This is a genomic window from Brenneria izadpanahii (assembly GCF_017569925.1).
In the GTDB taxonomy this organism is placed as follows: domain Bacteria; phylum Pseudomonadota; class Gammaproteobacteria; order Enterobacterales; family Enterobacteriaceae; genus Brenneria; species Brenneria izadpanahii.
Map to the genome: position 1 here is coordinate 3,157,141 of NZ_CP050854.1, position 16,414 is coordinate 3,173,554.

Annotated in this window: 18 protein-coding genes and 1 riboswitch; of the genes, 10 read left to right on the forward strand and 8 right to left on the reverse strand. The window is 58.1% G+C overall.

Translation table 11 applies throughout. From position 1 onward, the window contains the following. The first annotated feature begins 6 nt into the window (after positions 1–6). Positions 7–1,113 (forward strand): ABC transporter permease, encoded by a 1,107-nt coding sequence (locus HC231_RS14155; protein ID WP_208227262.1) that lies wholly within the window; start codon positions 7–9, stop codon positions 1,111–1,113. Between the two features lie 444 nt (positions 1,114–1,557). Here HC231_RS14155 and HC231_RS14160 read toward each other — a convergent pair whose 3' ends face one another. From HC231_RS14160 to moaA, 6 genes are all read right to left on the reverse strand, one after another. Next, entirely contained in the window at positions 1,558–2,268 is a 711-nt protein-coding gene (locus tag HC231_RS14160) for a Bax inhibitor-1/YccA family protein (RefSeq protein ID WP_208227263.1), read from the reverse strand. A 109-nt stretch (positions 2,269–2,377) separates the two neighbouring features. Then, the gene (moaE, locus tag HC231_RS14165) at positions 2,378–2,830 is read right to left on the reverse strand and encodes a molybdopterin synthase catalytic subunit MoaE (protein WP_208227264.1); all 453 of its coding nucleotides are present in this window, start codon (positions 2,828–2,830) and stop codon (positions 2,378–2,380) included. Between the two features lie 2 nt (positions 2,831–2,832). Further along, positions 2,833–3,078: a molybdopterin synthase sulfur carrier subunit gene (gene moaD / locus HC231_RS14170; RefSeq protein WP_208227265.1), complete on the reverse strand. Its 246-nt coding sequence runs from the start codon at positions 3,076–3,078 to the stop codon at positions 2,833–2,835. After that, on the reverse strand, positions 3,075–3,557 hold the full coding sequence (gene moaC, locus HC231_RS14175) for a cyclic pyranopterin monophosphate synthase MoaC (protein WP_208227266.1): 483 nt from the start codon (positions 3,555–3,557) through the stop codon (positions 3,075–3,077). The genes moaD and moaC overlap by 4 nt, the downstream gene beginning before the upstream one ends. Before the next feature lie 7 nt (positions 3,558–3,564). Continuing rightward, the gene (gene moaB / locus HC231_RS14180) at positions 3,565–4,077 is read right to left on the reverse strand and encodes a molybdenum cofactor biosynthesis protein B (protein ID WP_208227267.1); all 513 of its coding nucleotides are present in this window, start codon (positions 4,075–4,077) and stop codon (positions 3,565–3,567) included. A 41-nt stretch (positions 4,078–4,118) separates the two neighbouring features. Continuing rightward, on the reverse strand, positions 4,119–5,108 hold the full coding sequence (gene moaA, locus HC231_RS14185) for a GTP 3',8-cyclase MoaA (RefSeq protein ID WP_208227268.1): 990 nt from the start codon (positions 5,106–5,108) through the stop codon (positions 4,119–4,121). Continuing rightward, positions 5,096–5,243: riboswitch (molybdenum cofactor riboswitch) on the reverse strand. It overlaps the preceding gene by 13 nt. A 274-nt stretch (positions 5,244–5,517) precedes the next feature. On the opposite strand from moaA, the gene HC231_RS14190 reads away from it, so the two are divergent. From HC231_RS14190 to HC231_RS14230, 9 genes are all read left to right on the forward strand, one after another. Further along, positions 5,518–6,456: a gluconeogenesis factor YvcK family protein gene (locus HC231_RS14190; RefSeq protein WP_208227269.1), complete on the forward strand. Its 939-nt coding sequence runs from the start codon at positions 5,518–5,520 to the stop codon at positions 6,454–6,456. A gap of 343 nt (positions 6,457–6,799) precedes the next feature. Then, positions 6,800–7,519 (forward strand): GntR family transcriptional regulator, encoded by a 720-nt coding sequence (locus tag HC231_RS14195; RefSeq protein ID WP_208227270.1) that lies wholly within the window; start codon positions 6,800–6,802, stop codon positions 7,517–7,519. Next, positions 7,516–8,295: an ABC transporter ATP-binding protein gene (locus HC231_RS14200; protein ID WP_208227271.1), complete on the forward strand. Its 780-nt coding sequence runs from the start codon at positions 7,516–7,518 to the stop codon at positions 8,293–8,295. The genes HC231_RS14195 and HC231_RS14200 overlap by 4 nt, the downstream gene beginning before the upstream one ends. A 1-nt stretch (position 8,296) precedes the next feature. Continuing rightward, positions 8,297–9,070, forward strand: a complete 774-nt coding sequence (locus HC231_RS14205; protein WP_208227272.1) for an ABC transporter permease — start codon at positions 8,297–8,299, stop codon at positions 9,068–9,070. Positions 9,071–9,074: 4 nt separating this feature from the next. Then, positions 9,075–10,067 (forward strand): ABC transporter substrate-binding protein, encoded by a 993-nt coding sequence (locus HC231_RS14210; protein ID WP_208227273.1) that lies wholly within the window; start codon positions 9,075–9,077, stop codon positions 10,065–10,067. A 38-nt stretch (positions 10,068–10,105) separates the two neighbouring features. Further along, entirely contained in the window at positions 10,106–11,110 is a 1,005-nt protein-coding gene (locus tag HC231_RS14215) for a zinc-binding dehydrogenase (protein ID WP_246494503.1), read from the forward strand. 30 nt (positions 11,111–11,140) lie between these two features. Beyond that, on the forward strand, positions 11,141–11,557 hold the full coding sequence (locus tag HC231_RS14220; RefSeq protein WP_208227275.1) for a PaaI family thioesterase: 417 nt from the start codon (positions 11,141–11,143) through the stop codon (positions 11,555–11,557). Between the two features lie 10 nt (positions 11,558–11,567). Beyond that, positions 11,568–12,356, forward strand: a complete 789-nt coding sequence (locus HC231_RS14225) for a VOC family protein (protein ID WP_208227276.1) — start codon at positions 11,568–11,570, stop codon at positions 12,354–12,356. Then, positions 12,353–13,894 carry a class I adenylate-forming enzyme family protein gene (locus HC231_RS14230; protein WP_246494505.1) on the forward strand — a complete coding sequence of 514 codons (1,542 nt, stop codon included), beginning with the start codon at positions 12,353–12,355 and terminating at the stop codon, positions 13,892–13,894. Before HC231_RS14225 ends, HC231_RS14230 begins: the two co-directional genes overlap by 4 nt. A gap of 37 nt (positions 13,895–13,931) precedes the next feature. Here HC231_RS14230 and HC231_RS14235 read toward each other — a convergent pair whose 3' ends face one another. Both HC231_RS14235 and HC231_RS14240 read right to left on the reverse strand, forming a co-directional pair. Further along, positions 13,932–14,369, reverse strand: coding sequence for a VOC family protein (locus HC231_RS14235; RefSeq protein WP_208227277.1), 438 nt, complete (start codon positions 14,367–14,369; stop codon positions 13,932–13,934). Positions 14,370–14,801: 432 nt separating this feature from the next. Next, positions 14,802–16,343: an FAD-dependent oxidoreductase gene (locus tag HC231_RS14240; protein WP_208227278.1), complete on the reverse strand. Its 1,542-nt coding sequence runs from the start codon at positions 16,341–16,343 to the stop codon at positions 14,802–14,804. Positions 16,344–16,414 lie beyond the last annotated feature (71 nt).

Sequence of the window (16,414 nt, forward strand, 5' to 3'; positions counted from 1 at the left end):
GCCAACATGTTTCATCGCCTATGGACACTTATCGTCAAGGAGCTCCAGTCTCTGCTGCGCGAACCGCAAACGCGCGCCATTCTGATGCTGCCGGTGATTATTCAGGTCGGCCTGTTTCCTTTCGCCGCCACGCTGGACGTGACCAACGCCACGATTGCTATTTACAGTGAAGACAACGGCCAGGCTTCCGTTGAACTGACCCAACGCATCGCCAAAGCCAAAGCCTTCCCCAATGTGCTGTTGTTGCGCGCATCGCAGGAGATACGCCCCACGCTGGACAACCAGCGGGCATTGTTGATCGTCCGTTTTCCGCCGCAGTTTTCCCGCAATATAGCCCGCGGCGAGAGTACGTCGCTTCAGCTTATTCTGGACGGACGACACTCCAACAGCGCCCAGATCGCCGCCGGATACGTGCAGAAGATCGTTCAGGATTATCAGTTGGAACTATCGGCCGACACCCCGAAAATCAATAACAGCGAGTTGGTGGTCCGCCACTGGTATAACCCGAATCTGGATTACAAATGGTTTGTGGTGCCTTCGCTGATTGCCTTGATCACCACCATCGGCGTGCTGATCGTCACCGCGCTTTCGGTCGCCCGCGAACGGGAACAAGGAACGCTGGAACAGCTATTGGTGTCGCCGCTGTCGACCTGGCAGATATTTGTCGGCAAAGCGGTGCCGGCCCTTATCGTCGCCACCTTCCAGGCCACCATTGTGCTGCTGGCCGGGATATTCGCCTACCAGATCCCCTTTGCCGGTTCGCTGCTGCTGTTCTACCCCACCATCCTGATTTACGGCCTGTCGCTGGTTGGATTCGGGCTGTTTATCTCTTCGCTCTGCTCCACCCAGCAGCAGGCGTTTATCGGCGTGTTCGTGTTTCTGATGCCGGCGATCCTGTTGTCCGGCTATGTCTCCCCGGTGGAGAATATGCCGCAGTGGTTACAAAACGCCACCTGGATTAACCCTATCCGCCATTTCACGGAAATCACCAAGCAGATCTACCTGAAAGACGCGGATTTCTCGATTATCTGGCAAAGTCTATGGCCGTTGCTGATCATTATCGTCATCACCGGTTCCGCCGCCTATGCGATTTTCCGAAGAAAGGTTGCGTGACGGCTATCGGCGTGAACGGAATCCTGCTTTTTATAAGCGGAAAAATAGCAACTCCCCGCATGCGGGGAGTGAGTTTGATGGCAAACCTATTGTGATGAGATTGAGATACCCGGAGCGACCACGGGGGTGAGGCGTCCCTGCGGGAACCTCCCCCCGTGTTTCTCCTAATAACAGACTTTGTCATCAGTCTGGATTCCCCGCTCGTGGGGAGTCAGACTGTGAACAACGTTCGACACATTGCCTTCGATACATTGCCATTAAAACCCCCTCCCATCCTTCCCCTTGTCAGGGGGAGGAGCTACGATTAAAAGCGCAGGCGTTGCTCCCTCCCCTGCGAAGGGGAGGGTTGGGGTGGGGTTAGAGCCAGAAGGAAGATCCCCGCCTGCGCGGGGATGACAATGGAAGCGGGAGTTAAGCATCGTGATACGAAAGCGAGCTGTAGCTTTAACGGCGATTGCCGAAAATGCGCAATAGCATCAGGAACAGGTTGATGAAATCCAGATACAGCGTCAGCGCGCCGACAATCGAATATTTGCGGAAGTTATCCCGATCGTCGACCGACAGTTGCTGACCGAGGTTTTTCAATTTCTGGGTGTCATACGCCGTCAGGCCGACGAACACCACCACCCCGATATAGGTCACCGCCCACATCAGCGCCTCGCTTTTCAGCCAGAAATTTACCAGCGAAGCCAGCACGATGCCGATCAGCGCCATGAACAGCATGCTGCCGAGGCCGCTCAAGTCGCGCTTAGTGGTGTAGCCGTACAAGCTCATGGCGCCGAACATTCCGGCGGTAATCACAAAGGTACTGGCGATCGATTCGCCGGAATAGACGATGAAAATGCTGGAGATGGTCAGTCCGGTCAGCGCCGAATAGAGCATAAACAGGCTGGTCGCCACGCCGCCGCTCAAACGCTGCACCATGCCGGAAAGAACAAACACCAGCCCCAGTTGAACGATGATCAGGCCGAAGAAAGTAATCTGGCTGGAGAAAACGAAATTGAGTATCGCCGGGGTGTTCGCGGCATACCACGACACGAACGCCGTAAGTAATAACCCGCAGGTCATCCAGCCATAGACCTGCGCCATATAGGCTTGAAGACCTGTCTGCGCGCGTTCGACAATCGAATCGCCCGAGCGTGGATATCTATCCATGATGCTACCTTTGTTTGCAGTAAGTTATACATAAGAGACGGAGCGTCTCGCCTTCTTTTATCCTAACACATAAACGCCGCTCCGGCCGAAGCCGGACGCCGATGCGCCGCTACCAGCGCCGGGCCGCCTGCCGGTCGCTGTCGCGGGACTCGACCCAGCGCTCCCCGTCCGGCGTGGCCTCGCGTTTCCAGAACGGCGCCCGTGTTTTGAGATAGTCCATAATGAACTGCGCCGCCTCAAAGGCCGCGCTGCGGTGGGCGGCGCTGACGCCGACGAACACAATGTCGTCGCCCGGATAGAGCTCGCCGATCCGGTGAATAACGCTAACGCGCGGCAACGTCCAGCGCCCGCGGGCCAGTTCGATGATTTCAGCCAGCGCTTTTTCCGTCATGCCGGGATAATGCTCCAGCGTCAGCGCGCTGACGCTCCGGTCCAGATTATGATTGCGCACCTTACCGGTAAAGGTCACTACCGCGCCGTCCTCATCGCACTGGGACAGCCACTGATATTCATCGCCGACGTTAAAATTGTCTGCGCTTACGCGAATGCGCGTCTCAACCATGTTCAACCTCCCGTTACCGGCGGGAAAAAAGCCACCTCGTCGCCATCCCGCAGCGGATGTTGCATGTCCACCAGCGACTGGTTAACCGCCGCCAGCAGCTTTCCGGATTCCAACGCCAGCGCCCAGCGATTTCCCCGTTCGCATAACGCCTGCCGCAGATCGTCCACCGTGGCGTATTCCGCTTTCAGCGTCAGGCTCTCGGTGTCGGTCAGTTCGCGTACCTGAGCAAAAAACAGCACGTTGATCATGATGTCTCCGCTTTGAAATCGCCTGATTTGCCGCCGCTTTTCGCCAACAGACGCACCGGGCCAATCACCATATCCTTCTGCACGGCCTTACACATGTCGTAAATCGTCAACGCCGCGACCGACGCCGCCGTCAGCGCTTCCATCTCAACGCCGGTTTTACCGGTCAAACGGCACAGCGATTCAATGCGCACCCGGCTATGTTCGGGCTGGGCCTCAAGTTCAACCGCCACTTTGCTCAGCAACAGCGGATGACAGAGCGGGATCAGTTCCCAAGTGCGTTTTGCCGCCTGGATGCCGGCGATACGCGCGGTGGCGAATACATCCCCTTTGTGATGGCTGCCGTCGATAATCATCGACAGCGTCTGCGGGGCCATTTCAACAAAGGCTTCCGCCCTGGCTTCGCGCACGGTATCGGCTTTGGCGGACACATCCACCATCGAAGCCTCGCCGGCGGCGTTAATATGCGACAGTTGCGACATGATTTCGTTACTTTTTCAGATGGGGATAAAAGTTACAGGGTTTCTGGCGGGCGTCCAGCTGCGGCTGAATAATGTGCTCCCAGGCGGTTTGACAGGCGCGGGTCGACCCCGGCATGGCGAAAATCACCGTCTGATTGGCCAGACCGGCAATCGCGCGCGACTGTATGGTGGCGGTGCCGATGTCCTCATACGACACCATGCGAAACAGCTCGCCAAAGCCTTCGATCTCACGATCGAACAACACGCCGATCGCTTCCGGCGTCACATCGCCGGGGGTAAACCCGGTGCCGCCGTTGATCAGGATCGCCTGAACATCGTCGCTGGCGATCCAGGCCGATACCTGCGCCCTGATCTGATAGCGATTTTCTTTAACAATGCCGCTGGCGACAATATGATGCCCGGCGGACTGCGCGGCCTCGCGCAGATAGTCGCCGGAGGTATCGTCAGCGGCGGTACGCCGATCCGACACGGTAAGCACCGCAATATTAAGCGGAATAAATTCGCTACTGACCTTGCTCATAACTGACTCCTTACGAAATACGTTGAATTCCCGGCCTGGGTTTAACCGCCGATAAACGATAGATTCTGCGTGATGCCGCTGTTCCCTTGATGCAGGAAATGGGTCTGCTTCTTGTACGATAACCCGCCTGAAATACGCATTTTCAGCGCATCAAGCTGATCGTCGTCGGCCATCAAATCACGTAACGGGATCCCCTGCTCGCCAAACAAACAGAGATGAAGATTGCCGATGGCGGAAACACGCAGGCGGTTGCAGCTCTGACAGAAATCTTTCGCGTAGGGCATGATAAGTCCGATCTCGCCCTGATAATCAGCGTGCCGGAACACGCGCGCCGGGCCGTCGCTGCGGCCGCGCGGCTGTTCGCTCCACCCTTGTTGCAACAGTTTCTGAAGAATAACCTCGCCGGAAATGTGATGCTGCTGAAAGAGACGTCCCCCGTCGCCGGTTTCCATCAGTTCGATAAAGCGCAGCTGAATCGGCCGCGCCTTAATCCATTGGAGAAAGGTGTGCAGGCTGGCGTCATTAACGTCGCGCATCAGTACGGTATTCACTTTGACCTTGCTGAAGCCGCACGCGAAAGCCGCATCGATCCCCGCCATCACCTGACGGAACTTATCCTGTCCGGTAATGGCATGAAACTGCCGGGCATCCAGACTATCCACGCTGACATTCACGCTGGTCAGCCCGGCTTCGCGCCAGCGGGAGATATCACGGGCAAGGCGATAGCCATTGGTGGTGACGGCCAAGGTGCGGATCGCCGGATTTTCGCGGATCGCGGCGATGATATCGACAAAATCGCGGCGCAAAGAGGGTTCCCCGCCGGTGAGACGCACTTTCTCCGTGCCTAATTCGGCAAACGCGCGGCTAACGCGACGGATTTCGTCGAGAGACAGAAAGCGGCGTGAGCTATCGCCATTCGGCTTATAACCATCCGGCAGGCAGTAGGTACAACGAAAGTTACAGACATCAGTTATCGACAGACGCAAATAGTAAAATTTGCGCGCGAACGCATCGGTCAGTTGACTAACCATAAACACCTTTCCAAATACGGGAGATGCAGGCATTTCTACCTCGCACCCTGGTGACGCTAAGGTCACGGCCAGGGCGCCCTATGATGCGCAACGCACACACCACTTAGGCGCCAAGGCTAGGAGTTTGATTCCAGTCTATTATTTGACAACTATAGTCAAACAATACAGACGCGGAACCGTGATTTTCGTAACAAAGTCTACCGCCAAACACCGTGCTCCGTCACTTTAAAATACGATATGTACTTTGATATATAACGGTTTTTCTTTATTACCAAGGTACAGAATACGCGAAAATAGTTTGTGGAAACTGTCACAGGTCACACCTGCGAGATGATCTTTCGCCTTTTATAGCGAAATCGGCTACCTTACCGGCGGCAGTTGTCACTTCAGTTCAGTTATAAGGGTTTCTATGTTCAAACGCACGTTGGCCGATCTTGATCGGGTTGTCGCCCTGGGGGGCGGACACGGCTTAGGTCGGGTAATGTCTTCGCTTTCCTCGCTGGGTTCCCGTCTGACCGGGATTGTCACCACCACGGACAACGGCGGCTCGACCGGAAGAATTCGCCGCGCCGAGGGCGGCATAGCCTGGGGCGATACCCGTAACTGCCTGAATCAGTTGATTACCACGCCGAGCGTCGCCTCCGCCATGTTTGAATACCGCTTTAACGGCAGCGGCGAGCTGGCGGGGCATAATCTGGGCAACCTGATGCTAAAGGCGCTCGATAATTTGAGCGTTCGGCCGTTGGAAGCCATTAATCTGCTGCGTAATCTCTTAAAAGTGGACGCCTTCCTCATTCCGATGTCCGAACAGCCGGTTGATTTAATGGCGATAGATGAACAAGGCAATCCCGTCTATGGCGAAGTTGAAGTCGATCAGCTCCCTACCTTACCGCAGGATCTGATGCTGTTCCCCTCCGTCACCGCCCCGCTTGAGGCGCTGGACGCTATTTCCTCGGCCGATCTGATCCTGATCGGCCCCGGCAGCTTTTTGACCAGTCTGATGCCGCCGCTGCTGCTCGACGATCTCAGCCATGCTCTGAGCGGCACCGCCGCGCCTATCATTTATATCGATAATCTTGGCCGCGAGCTCAGCCCAAGCGCCGCCGGCATGACGCTGCAACAGAAACTGGAAATGATGGAGAAGCATATCGGCGCGGGACGCATAAACGTTATTATCATGCCGCCCGGCCCGGCGGCGGCGCCCGACGGCTGCATTCTGATCCAGCAGCCGTTGGAAGCGGCCGACATCGCCTACCGCCACGACAGGAAGTTACTCTACGCCGCCATTGAAAAAGGGTTATCCGCCTTAACGTCAACCGAACAAACGCGCTCGTTCGGAGCTTATTGATTATTAACGTATGGCAATTGGCTATGTTAAACCGAATATTTCACGTCTTATCATTCATCGATTGATTAACGGGTAGTATCTGCGCACTTCGGGTTGTGATTATAAACGCCGCCCGCGGCAAGCAGACGCCCTGCCATTCCCTTTTCATCCTCAATATTTCACGGGTTAGGCGCGGGGAGGATTAATTTCCCCCCGACCTAAGCTGCCCAGTTGATGTTTTTTCCTCATATCCAAAGCCAAATTTCTTATTGGCTAATTATTAGCCTGCTTCATAAACTGACTCTGGTTAAGCATCCTAGTCTTAGGCTGTGAGCAGCTCACAGAATGTATTAAGGATCTCCAGATGGTTACGCTTTCACCAGAAAAAAACGCCGGAGTGTCGCAGGGCGACTCGGCCTGGCTCCGAATTCGCCACGATATTTTGTGTTGCCGGCTATTGCCCGGCGCCATGGTTACCGAACAGATGCTGATGGAGCGTTACCAGATTGGCAAAAGCAGTTGCCGCGTGGCGCTGGCGCGTCTGTGTCATGAGAATTTAACCCAGTCGCGGCCGCGCAAGGGATATCAGATAGCGCCGATCACCGTGCAGGACGTGGAAGAGATTTTCACCATCCGCGCCCAGCTTGAACCGCTGGCCGCCAGACTGGCGGTGGGACGCATAGATCTTGATTTGCTGCGCCGGCTGGAGGCCGCCTGCCGGGAAGAGATCCAGGCGCCGCTGTCGAAGCAGATCGATACCTTTATGAATGCCAATAAACGGTTTCATCTGGCGATCGCGCAAGCCTCCGGCAACAACCATTTGATTCGCACGCTATCGAACCTGATGGATGAAATGTCGCGGCTGGTGGCGCTGGGATTCAACGTGCAGAAAACCAAACCGGAGATCAAGCACGACCATAACGCCATGATCGAAGCCTTCAGTCAGGGAGACAGCAAGCGGGTTGAGTTAATCGCCCGCCGCCATATCGAAACCTTCCAGGTCATGACGCTGGAAAAGGTTTACGCCACCTTGAGCAAAGACGGCGCCGTACTGCCGATCCTGGAACAGAGGCTGCAACTATGACCATGCTGCGACAAACAACGCCGCCGTCTGCGCTGGCGGCGGACACGCCGCCGATACAGACCAAAGGCATCAGTAAAGCGTTCGGCGCATTACAGGTACTGCGCAATATCGACTTAACCCTCCATCAGGGGGAGATCCTGGCGCTGCTCGGCCCTTCCGGCTGCGGCAAAAGTACGCTGCTGAATATTTTATCCGGCCTGCTGCGCGCCGATAGCGGTTCGCTGACCATTCAGGGCGATGACGCGGCGCATTTCCGAAACTGGCAGCGCATTGGCTATCTGTTTCAGGAAGATCGTCTGCTGCCCTGGCGCACGGTACAGCAAAACGTGAACTTCGGTCTGGAGAATCTGCGTCTTAGCCAAGCCGAGCGGCGGCGGCGGGTGGCGGATGCGCTGCATCTGGTCGGACTGGCCGACTTTACCCGCTACTGGCCGTATCAGTTGTCCGGCGGCATGCGAAGCCGGGTGGCGCTGGCGCGCAGCCTGGTGACAGAGCCTGAAATCCTGCTGATGGACGAGCCTTTTTCCAAGCTCGATCCGCAAACCCGCGGCACGATGCATGACGAAATTCTGCGCATCCAGAGCCTGACCGGGATGTCGATTGCGCTGGTTACCCACGATGTGGAAGAGGCGGTGGTGCTGGCCGACCGGGTGGTGATATTTAAACCCCACCCCGGACATATCCACCACATTCAACCTATCGATCTGCCGCGCCCGCGCTTGCCCACCAGCCAAGCGGTCAGCGAGCAGATACGCCTGCTGCGGCTGGAGGTTTGACATGTCACGCGCTCGTTCTCTGTCATCGCTGGTCGCGCAACGTCTGATCCTGCTGGCGCTGTTTATGTTGATATGGTGGCTGGCGGCGCTGCGGATGCCGTCATTCATCCTGCCTGGACCGGAAAAAACCTGGCAGGCGCTGCTGCTGCTGTGGCGCAACGATACGTTGCTGAATGATATCGGCGTGACCCTGTCCCGCGTGGCGATGGGCTTTGCCTTTGCCACCCTGATCGGCACTCCGCTGGGGCTGGCGCTGGGAGCCAGCCGCCGTCTGGCCCGCTTCTTCGAACCGCTGCTGGCGGTGTTTAATAGCGTGTCGTCGGCAATCTGGGCCATTTTCGCCATCATCTGGTTTGGCATTTCCAACGCTACGACGGTATTCGTGGTGTTTATGACCGCCATGCCGCTGATCCTGACCAACGTCTGGCAAGGGGCGCAAACCGTGGAGTCCCAGTATGTCGAGCTGGCGCGCAGCTTCCGCATGAACCGCCGGCAAACGCTGGTGAAAATCTATCTGCCGACCATTCTGCCCTATTTCTTCTCCGGCGCACGGCTGGCTTTCGGCTTCGGCTGGCGCGTATCGCTGGTGGCCGAAACGCTGGGCGCATCGAACGGTATCGGCTACCGCCTGCGTCAGGCGGGCGATCTGGTGCAAACCGATCAGGTGTTCGCCTGGACGGTGCTATTGGTCACTCTCATGCTGCTGCTTGAGGGCGGCATTTTAAAACCCCTGGAACGCCGTTTGTTCCGCTGGAAAAAACTCACACAGGAATAACGCGATGAAACACATCATTACCGCGGCCTTGATGGTCGCCGGGACGCTGTTTGCCCAAAATATCTCCGCGGCGGAAAAAGTACGCATCGGTTACTGGACCAGCGGCGTCAGTCTCGGCTACGGCGCAGTGCTGGAAAGCACCGATTTTCTGGCTCGTCACGGCATCGATGCCGAATTTATTCACTTCCCGGACGTCAATGCGCCGGTAAAAGCGCTGGCTTCCGGCTCCATCGACCTGGCATTCGGCGCGCCGCTGGCGGGTATTCTCAGCACCGCGGCGGAGGGCGTGCCGGTGAAAATCTTCGCCGCCACCCAGCCGGCCGACGTGCAGTTTGTGGTCCCGGCCGACTCGCCTATCAGCCAATTTTCCCAGTTGAAAGGCAAAAAGATCGGCATGTCTCCGGCCGGCTCGTCCGTGGCGGTGATCGCCGGCGCCATACTGGCCGGCAACTACGATATCAAACCGGCGGATTTCTCGCTGGTGGGCGGCAACGAATCGCGGCTGGCGCAATTCCTGTCGCAAAAGCAGGTCGATGCGGCGGCGCTGCGCTCGGTGACCATCGCGCAATTGGATGAACTGCAAGTCAAACCGCTGGGCAGCTTCGCCGATGAATGGCGCAAGCTCACCCACAGCGACGCCGTTCCCTACATCGGCATCGGCGCCGTACGCAGCGATCTGATCGATAAACAGCCGGATACCGTCGCCAGGGTAATCGCCTCGCTGCGCGATACGCTGATCTGGGGACAGGCGCACCCGGACGAGGTGGTCGGCATTCTGCAGAAAAAGGCCAATCTGCCGCAAAAAGACGCTGAAGTTTACGTCAGCCGCTGGGAGAGCATGAACCGGATGTCGTTTGAACCGGCCGATATCGATACGTTGAAACTCCAGCACAAGGTATTCGTCGAAAGCGGCGCGATCAAAGGCCAACTGAGCGATGACCTGTTCGTCACCGGCCCTTATCAACAGGCGAAGTCCATTCAATCTCTGGCCCAATAACCCCCTACCGACAGGAGAAACATCAGGTGAGCAATACCATGAAAGCACTGATACTGACGCAGCACGGCGACCTTGATCGGCTAAAAGTCGTCGACGACCATCCCCGGCCGACGCCGCAGCCAGGGCATGTGGTGATCCGCGTCGGCGCGTCGTCGTTTAACTATCACGACGTGTTTACCGTACGCGGAATGCCGGGTATTACCGTGCCGCTGCCGGTGGTGCCCGGTCTGGATTTAGCCGGCGCCGTCAGCGCCGTCGGCGACGGCGTCGAGGGCTGGCGCATCGGCGACCGGGTGCTGGTCAATCCGTTGAAACCCTCCGTGGGACTGATGGGCGAGATGATCGACGGCGGCATGGCCGAATATGCGCTGGCGGATGCCGCTCAGTTGATTGCGCTGCCGGACAACGTTAGCTTCGCCCAGGCGGCGGCCCTGCCGGTCGCTTACGGCACCGCGCACCGCATGCTGATCACCCACAACACCATCAAAGCCGGCGATCGCGTGTTGATTCTCGGCGCCAGCGGCGGCGTCGGCAGCGCCTGCGTGGTGCTGGCCAAACGGCTGGGGGCCGAAGTCATCGCCTGCGCCGGCAGCACGCAAAAAGCCGACGCGCTGCGCGCGCTTGGGGCCGACCATGTAATCAACTACCGGGAAACCGACTTCTCAAAATGGGCCATCGCCACCTACGGCAAACCACAGCGCCGCACCTATGAAGGCGGCGTCGATGTGGTGATCAACTTCACCGGCGGCGATACCTGGCGGCCATCGCTGCGCTGTCTAAAGCGCGGCGGCACGCTGCTGGTGTGCGGCGCGACCGCCGGTTACGACCCGCAGGAAGATCTGCGTTATGTCTGGAGTTTCGAACTGACTATCAAAGGCTCCAACAGTTTCTATACCGACAACCTGAGCGCCCTGCTGAAGATGGTGGCGCAAGGCGAAATCGATCCGCTGATCGACCGGGTTCTGCCGCTGGAACAGGCCGGCGAAGGACTCAGACTGATCCGCGATCGGGAAGTGCTTGGCAAGGTCATCGTCACGCCTTAGTGACTAGGATAACGATTGAGGGTAACGATAATGACGCAATCCGCACCGCTGAACGCCGCCGATATACAGGCGCGTTTATTACAGGGCCCCTATCACCAGTGGCTCGGTCTGGAAGTCACCTCCCTGAGCGAAGGTGAAATCGAATTAACCGCGCGCTGGCGCGAAGAGTGGGTGGTCAACTCCGCCGGAGGATACACTCACGGCGGCATCCTCGCCGCGCTTATCGACCTGACCGCTGACTGGGCGCTGGTTTCCTTTACCGGACGGGGCGTGCCGACGCTTAATCTGCACGTCGATTATCACCGTCCGGCGCGCGGCGACCTTACGGCCCGCGGCCGGGTGATCAAAGCGGGTAAGCAGGTATCCTGCGCCGAAGCCCAGCTGTTTGACGGCGAAGGACGGCTGGTCGCCAGCGGGCGCGGCCTTTATTCCACCGTCAGCGCCTGAGGAGAAAACGATGCGTTTATCTCTCGATCATCTGGTGCTTAATGCGCAATTTGCAACCGATCAAGCGGCGGCGATACTGCGTCAGTTGGGCTTCATCCTGACGCCGCGCGGGTATCACTCAATGGGCTCCATCAACCATCTCGTGATGTTTGACGGACACTATCTGGAAATTCTGGGGCTGCCGCCCGGCGAGCCGGTGCGGCGGCAGGAACTGCTGGCCGGTCCGGCCGGACTCGACGGACTGGTGTTCGCCAGCCAGGATATTGCAGCCAGCGCGGCGGCCATCCGCCAGGCCGGTTTTACTGCTCAGCCGGTTCGTTCGTTCTCCCGTCCGGTGGATATCGAGGGACAACAGCGGCAGGCGCGTTTTAGCACCGTCCATTTGGCGGCAGGCACCTTCAGCGCCGGACGAGTCTATTTCTGCCAGCACCATACCCCGGAACTGGTCTGGCGCGATGAATGGCGGCGCCATCCAAATGGCGTGACGCACATCGGCCAACTGACCGTCGTCACCCGCGCTCCTGCGCCGCTGGCCCGGCATTATCAGGCGTTGGGGACGCTGGAGCCGGGCTTTGAACTGGCTTTTCTCGATCATGACGACTACGCCAAGCGCTATCAGCGTCTGCTCACCGTGGATCCGGCGCGTGAGAGTCAATTTTCCGCTTTGCGTTTTCACGGCGGCGACCGTGAATGGATAGCCGCGCAGGCCCGCATCCTTGATCTGCCGTTCAGCGAACAGCCGGATCGTCTGCTGGTGGCGCTGCCCGCGTTTCATTGCCTGTTTGAGTTTCTGCCATGATGAACAGTCATAATCTCGGCGTACTATTTTCCGCGCTCGGCGGCGAGCAACCGGCGTTGATCGCTCCGCGCGCCGATCGCCCGGCGCAGGTAATCAGCTACGCGCAACTTAACCGGCAGGCCGATGCCATTGGCCGCGCCCTGCTGTCGCGCGGTCTTGTTCCCGGCGATAAAGCCGCCATTCTGGCGCTTAACTCGGTGGAATACGTCGCCACGCTGCTGGGGATCCTGCGCGCCGGGCTGGTGGCGGTGCCGATCAATATCAAACTGCCGGTCGACGCCATCGAACATATTTTGCAAGACAGCGGCGCGCGCTTTCTGTTCGGCGACAGCGAACAGCTGGCGCGGCTCGCCAGTCCGCCGCCGTTCGCCAGTTTCAGCGACGGCGCTCTGACCGCGTTTTATGACCAGGGGCCGCTGACGCCCTGGCAAGCGCGTCCGGATGATGTCGCGCTGCTGCTGTATACCTCCGGCTCCAGCGGGATCCCCAAAGGCGTCAGGCTAAGCCACGACAGCCACCTGTGGGTGGTGCGGACCCGTCTGGCCGCGCGCGAACTGCATGACGAACGGGTGTTGATTGCCGCCCCGTTTTATCATATGAACGCGCTGGCGCTGATCCTGCTTTCGCTGGCCAGCCGCGTCGCCACCGTCATACTGCCGCAGTTCAGCGCTCCGGCCTATATCCGCGCCATTCACGACTATCGCTGTAGCTGGCTGACGGCGGTGCCGCCGATGATCGCCATGATGCTACGGGAAAAAAGCCTGCTGGCGCAAAGCGATTTATCCTGCGTGCGGGTGGTGCGCATGGGCTCGGCGCCGGTGAGCGCCAGCCTGATAAGCCAGATTCATCAGCTATTGCCCAAGGCGCGCATCATCAATGCCTACGGCACCACCGAAGGCGGCCCGGTGGTTTTCGGCCCGCATCCGCAAGGATTGCCGCTGCCGCCGCTGGCGACCGGCTACCCGCATCCCCAGGTTCAGTTGCGGCTGCGCGCCGCGGACGGTCAACTGTCCAACTACGGCGTGCTGGAGATGAAAAGCCCGGCGCTGATGCTCGGCTATCATCAGCGGCCGGACCTCCCCGCCCCCTTCACGCCGGACGGCTATTACATTACCGGCGATGTGTTCCGCCGGGACGAAGCCGGCTTTTTCACCTTTATCGGACGTTATGATGATATGTTCGTCTGCGGCGGGGAAAATATCTATCCGAGCGAGGTCGAACAGCTGCTGGAGCGCCATCCGGCGGTACAGCAGGCGTGCGTAGTGCCGGTGGCCGACGAGATTAAAGGCTGCAAACCGGTGGCCTGGGTGATATTGCGCGCCGGCCGGCAGATCGACGGCGAAGCGCTCAAAGCATTCACGCTACGGCACGGCGCCGCCTATCTGCATCCGCGCCATATCTGGCTGGTTGACCGCTTTCCGCTGGCCGGCACCAACAAAATCGATCGCAAAGCGCTGATGGCGGAAGCCGCCCGGCGCGTACGGCAGTCCGGGCCGACAGGTTCAGACAAAGAGCAGAGTAAGGAGAGTAAGGATTGACGGCCTAGCGCGGCACATCGTCTTAAGATGGCGATGATCAGTCGGACTCACGCAGCCAGGGCGTATAGGTCACGCCGATCAGTATGCCTTCGGGACTGAGAAAACGGGTTACCTGCTGTCCCCAGGGTTCCAGCCGGTTATCAACCAGGAGCCGGTAGCCCTGCCGTTTAATCGCCTGCGTTGCCTCAGCCACGTCGGCGACGTCAAACTCCAGCCAGCTCTGCGGCACCGGCAGATCCGGCGGCCACCGATCCTGACCGAAACAGGACTGGCTGGCCTGCTCCAGCGGCCATAGCGAAAAGTGTTTTACGCCGGCCAGCTTATCGGTCACCAGATAGTCGCTGTTGCCCTCCAGCGGCTTCAACGGCAGACGCAGCGTGTCGACGTAGAGCGCGTAACTGTCCGACAGCGATTTGACGATGGGGCCGAAGCCCGCGACAAACAACACGTTCACGCCGGGTATAGCGATATCCATAATGGCTTCTCCGTGTATTTCAAATCATTAGATCAATCAGAATGCGGCGGTGAATTGCGCAATAATAAAGACGAGATATCATCGTAGCCGAATATCTTGCTGGCTACGCTGTGTAATCATTCTACTGCTTCGCGTATGACGCTTCCATGTCAGTCGGTTCCCGGTCGATCATCGATAACGGGCGACGGTAAAACGCCGCCGCCCGTTTACCCATGCTCAGAACAAAATGGCAGAGGTTATGAGTTTGCTGACAAACCTGTCTGTGAAGCCGAGATACCCGGGGCGACCACGGGGGTGAGGCGTCCCTGCGGGAACCTCCCTCCGTGTTTCCCCTACAAAAACGCGTGCGTTTTTGAACGCCGCTTGCAGCGGCACAAAGGGCGAGTCCCGCTAGCGGGGCGAGTAATAATTGGCTTTATCAACAGTCTGAGGTTATGCCGCTTTCACCGCTGCCTGACGTTTTTTATTCAATTCCTCGGCGCAGGTAATGCCAAAGATGGTGGCGGCGGTAAGCTGCGCGCCCACGATATAGTCATCGTAAAACAGTCCGCCGATGGAGTTGCCGATTGCATACAGCCCGCGGATAGTTTTCCTTTCGCCGTTCAGCACTTCGGTTTTCACATTCACCAGCGGTCCGCCGAACGTCGCCGTCATGCCGCCCTGGAACGGAAATGCGTAGAAAGGCGCTTTATCAATACGTCGCGGATTCTCCAGCGTCAGCGGCGGATTAAGCTCGCCGGTGCGCTGATTACTGATGGCGTCGTTATACTCTTTAATGGTGGCAACCAATGCCTGAGGATCGATACCGGCCGCTTTCGCCAGCCCCTCGATAGTATCGGACTGATATACCGGCGCCTTGTTTCTTTCGTATCTGGCAAAGCGCTCTTTCACCGTCGACGAGGTCTCTTTAGAGGCTTCGTCGATAATAATAAAGGCCAGGTTTTCTTTTATCTGCCGGGCGGTTTCCTTAGCGACGCGGACATAGGTATTCACTTCATCGATATAGCGCTTGCCCTCTTTCGTCACCAGCGGGCCATAATTCACCAAAATGGAAGGATTGGCGCTGCCGTAAATCGGCCCGGCGTGGAACTGATCGATGTTGACCATTTTGGCGTATAGCGGCCGCGTCAGATTCAGGTTTTCTCCGGTGATGATGCGCGATCCCCGGATCGGCATCTGCGCCGCCCATCCGCCCATATAGGTGGTGACCAGATCTTCCGCGGCGTGGAAACCGCCGGTGGCGATCACCACCCCGTACTTGCCCTTAAGGTGTTTAATTCCTTCATTGCCGACGACCTTAACGCCGGTGACGGCAAACTTGTTATCCGTAAGCAGCTCCAGCGCCTTGGTATTGGTCAACACCGGAATGCCCCTGGCTTTGACCTGTTCAAAAAGCTGCATCACTAACTGCGAGCCGCCCGGCTTCGAGGGACCGTCGACCACATGGCTGCGTCCACGCGCCGGATAGGCTTCGGTTTCAATTTTCGCCCACTTGATGCCGACGACGTCGGAAAGCCATTCCAGCGCGGAATTGCAATGCTGGACAAAGTAACGCGTTAATACCGGGTCGCCTTTGCCCTGCGACATTTTGATCATGTCATCATAGAAAAGCTGCTCGCTATCCTCGGCATTGACGCCCTGCGCTTTTTGAAACCGGGTGCTCAATCCCAGAAAAATACCGCCCGCATAGAGAGAATTCCCCGCCGGCCGGGACATTTTCTCAACCAGAATCGGTTTTAAGCCCAACTCCGCGGCGTGGATGGCGCAAACCATACCGGCGCAACCGGCGCCCAGGATCACGGTATCGAATTCGGACTCGCCGCCCGCCGGCTGTGCGGCCGCCGCTACGCCAGCGGGCTGCGCCGCATGTGCGATGCCCGCCGCGCCCATCAATGAAAGCGCGCCAACCCCGGCGGTGGCTATCCCTCCCGTAATGGCCTCGCGCCGGGTTATTTTTTTCTCAAGCGTCATCATATTTTCCTCGCGTTAATATAAAAATTTATCAATGCCAATAATCGCAACAAATAATAATTATTTATACGCTT

What these genes read in the sequence shown, in the direction of transcription:
- HC231_RS14160 (WP_208227263.1), bottom strand. Translation starts at nt 2,268, where the DNA reads ATGGATAGATATCCACGCTCGGGCGATTCGATTGTCGAACGCGCGCAG.
- HC231_RS14215 (WP_246494503.1), top strand. Translation starts at nt 10,106, where the DNA reads ATGAAAGCACTGATACTGACGCAGCACGGCGACCTTGATCGGCTAAAA.
- HC231_RS14200 (WP_208227271.1), top strand. Translation starts at nt 7,516, where the DNA reads ATGACCATGCTGCGACAAACAACGCCGCCGTCTGCGCTGGCGGCGGAC.
- moaE (WP_208227264.1), bottom strand. Translation starts at nt 2,830, where the DNA reads ATGGTTGAGACGCGCATTCGCGTAAGCGCAGACAATTTTAACGTCGGC.
- HC231_RS14190 (WP_208227269.1), top strand. Translation starts at nt 5,518, where the DNA reads ATGTTCAAACGCACGTTGGCCGATCTTGATCGGGTTGTCGCCCTGGGG.
- HC231_RS14220 (WP_208227275.1), top strand. Translation starts at nt 11,141, where the DNA reads ATGACGCAATCCGCACCGCTGAACGCCGCCGATATACAGGCGCGTTTA.
- HC231_RS14195 (WP_208227270.1), top strand. Translation starts at nt 6,800, where the DNA reads ATGGTTACGCTTTCACCAGAAAAAAACGCCGGAGTGTCGCAGGGCGAC.
- moaA (WP_208227268.1), bottom strand. Translation starts at nt 5,108, where the DNA reads ATGGTTAGTCAACTGACCGATGCGTTCGCGCGCAAATTTTACTATTTG.
- HC231_RS14240 (WP_208227278.1), bottom strand. Translation starts at nt 16,343, where the DNA reads ATGATGACGCTTGAGAAAAAAATAACCCGGCGCGAGGCCATTACGGGA.
- HC231_RS14155 (WP_208227262.1), top strand. Translation starts at nt 7, where the DNA reads ATGTTTCATCGCCTATGGACACTTATCGTCAAGGAGCTCCAGTCTCTG.
- HC231_RS14225 (WP_208227276.1), top strand. Translation starts at nt 11,568, where the DNA reads ATGCGTTTATCTCTCGATCATCTGGTGCTTAATGCGCAATTTGCAACC.
- moaB (WP_208227267.1), bottom strand. Translation starts at nt 4,077, where the DNA reads ATGAGCAAGGTCAGTAGCGAATTTATTCCGCTTAATATTGCGGTGCTT.
- HC231_RS14205 (WP_208227272.1), top strand. Translation starts at nt 8,297, where the DNA reads ATGTCACGCGCTCGTTCTCTGTCATCGCTGGTCGCGCAACGTCTGATC.
- HC231_RS14235 (WP_208227277.1), bottom strand. Translation starts at nt 14,369, where the DNA reads ATGGATATCGCTATACCCGGCGTGAACGTGTTGTTTGTCGCGGGCTTC.
- moaC (WP_208227266.1), bottom strand. Translation starts at nt 3,557, where the DNA reads ATGTCGCAACTGTCGCATATTAACGCCGCCGGCGAGGCTTCGATGGTG.
- HC231_RS14210 (WP_208227273.1), top strand. Translation starts at nt 9,075, where the DNA reads ATGAAACACATCATTACCGCGGCCTTGATGGTCGCCGGGACGCTGTTT.
- moaD (WP_208227265.1), bottom strand. Translation starts at nt 3,078, where the DNA reads ATGATCAACGTGCTGTTTTTTGCTCAGGTACGCGAACTGACCGACACC.
- HC231_RS14230 (WP_246494505.1), top strand. Translation starts at nt 12,353, where the DNA reads ATGATGAACAGTCATAATCTCGGCGTACTATTTTCCGCGCTCGGCGGC.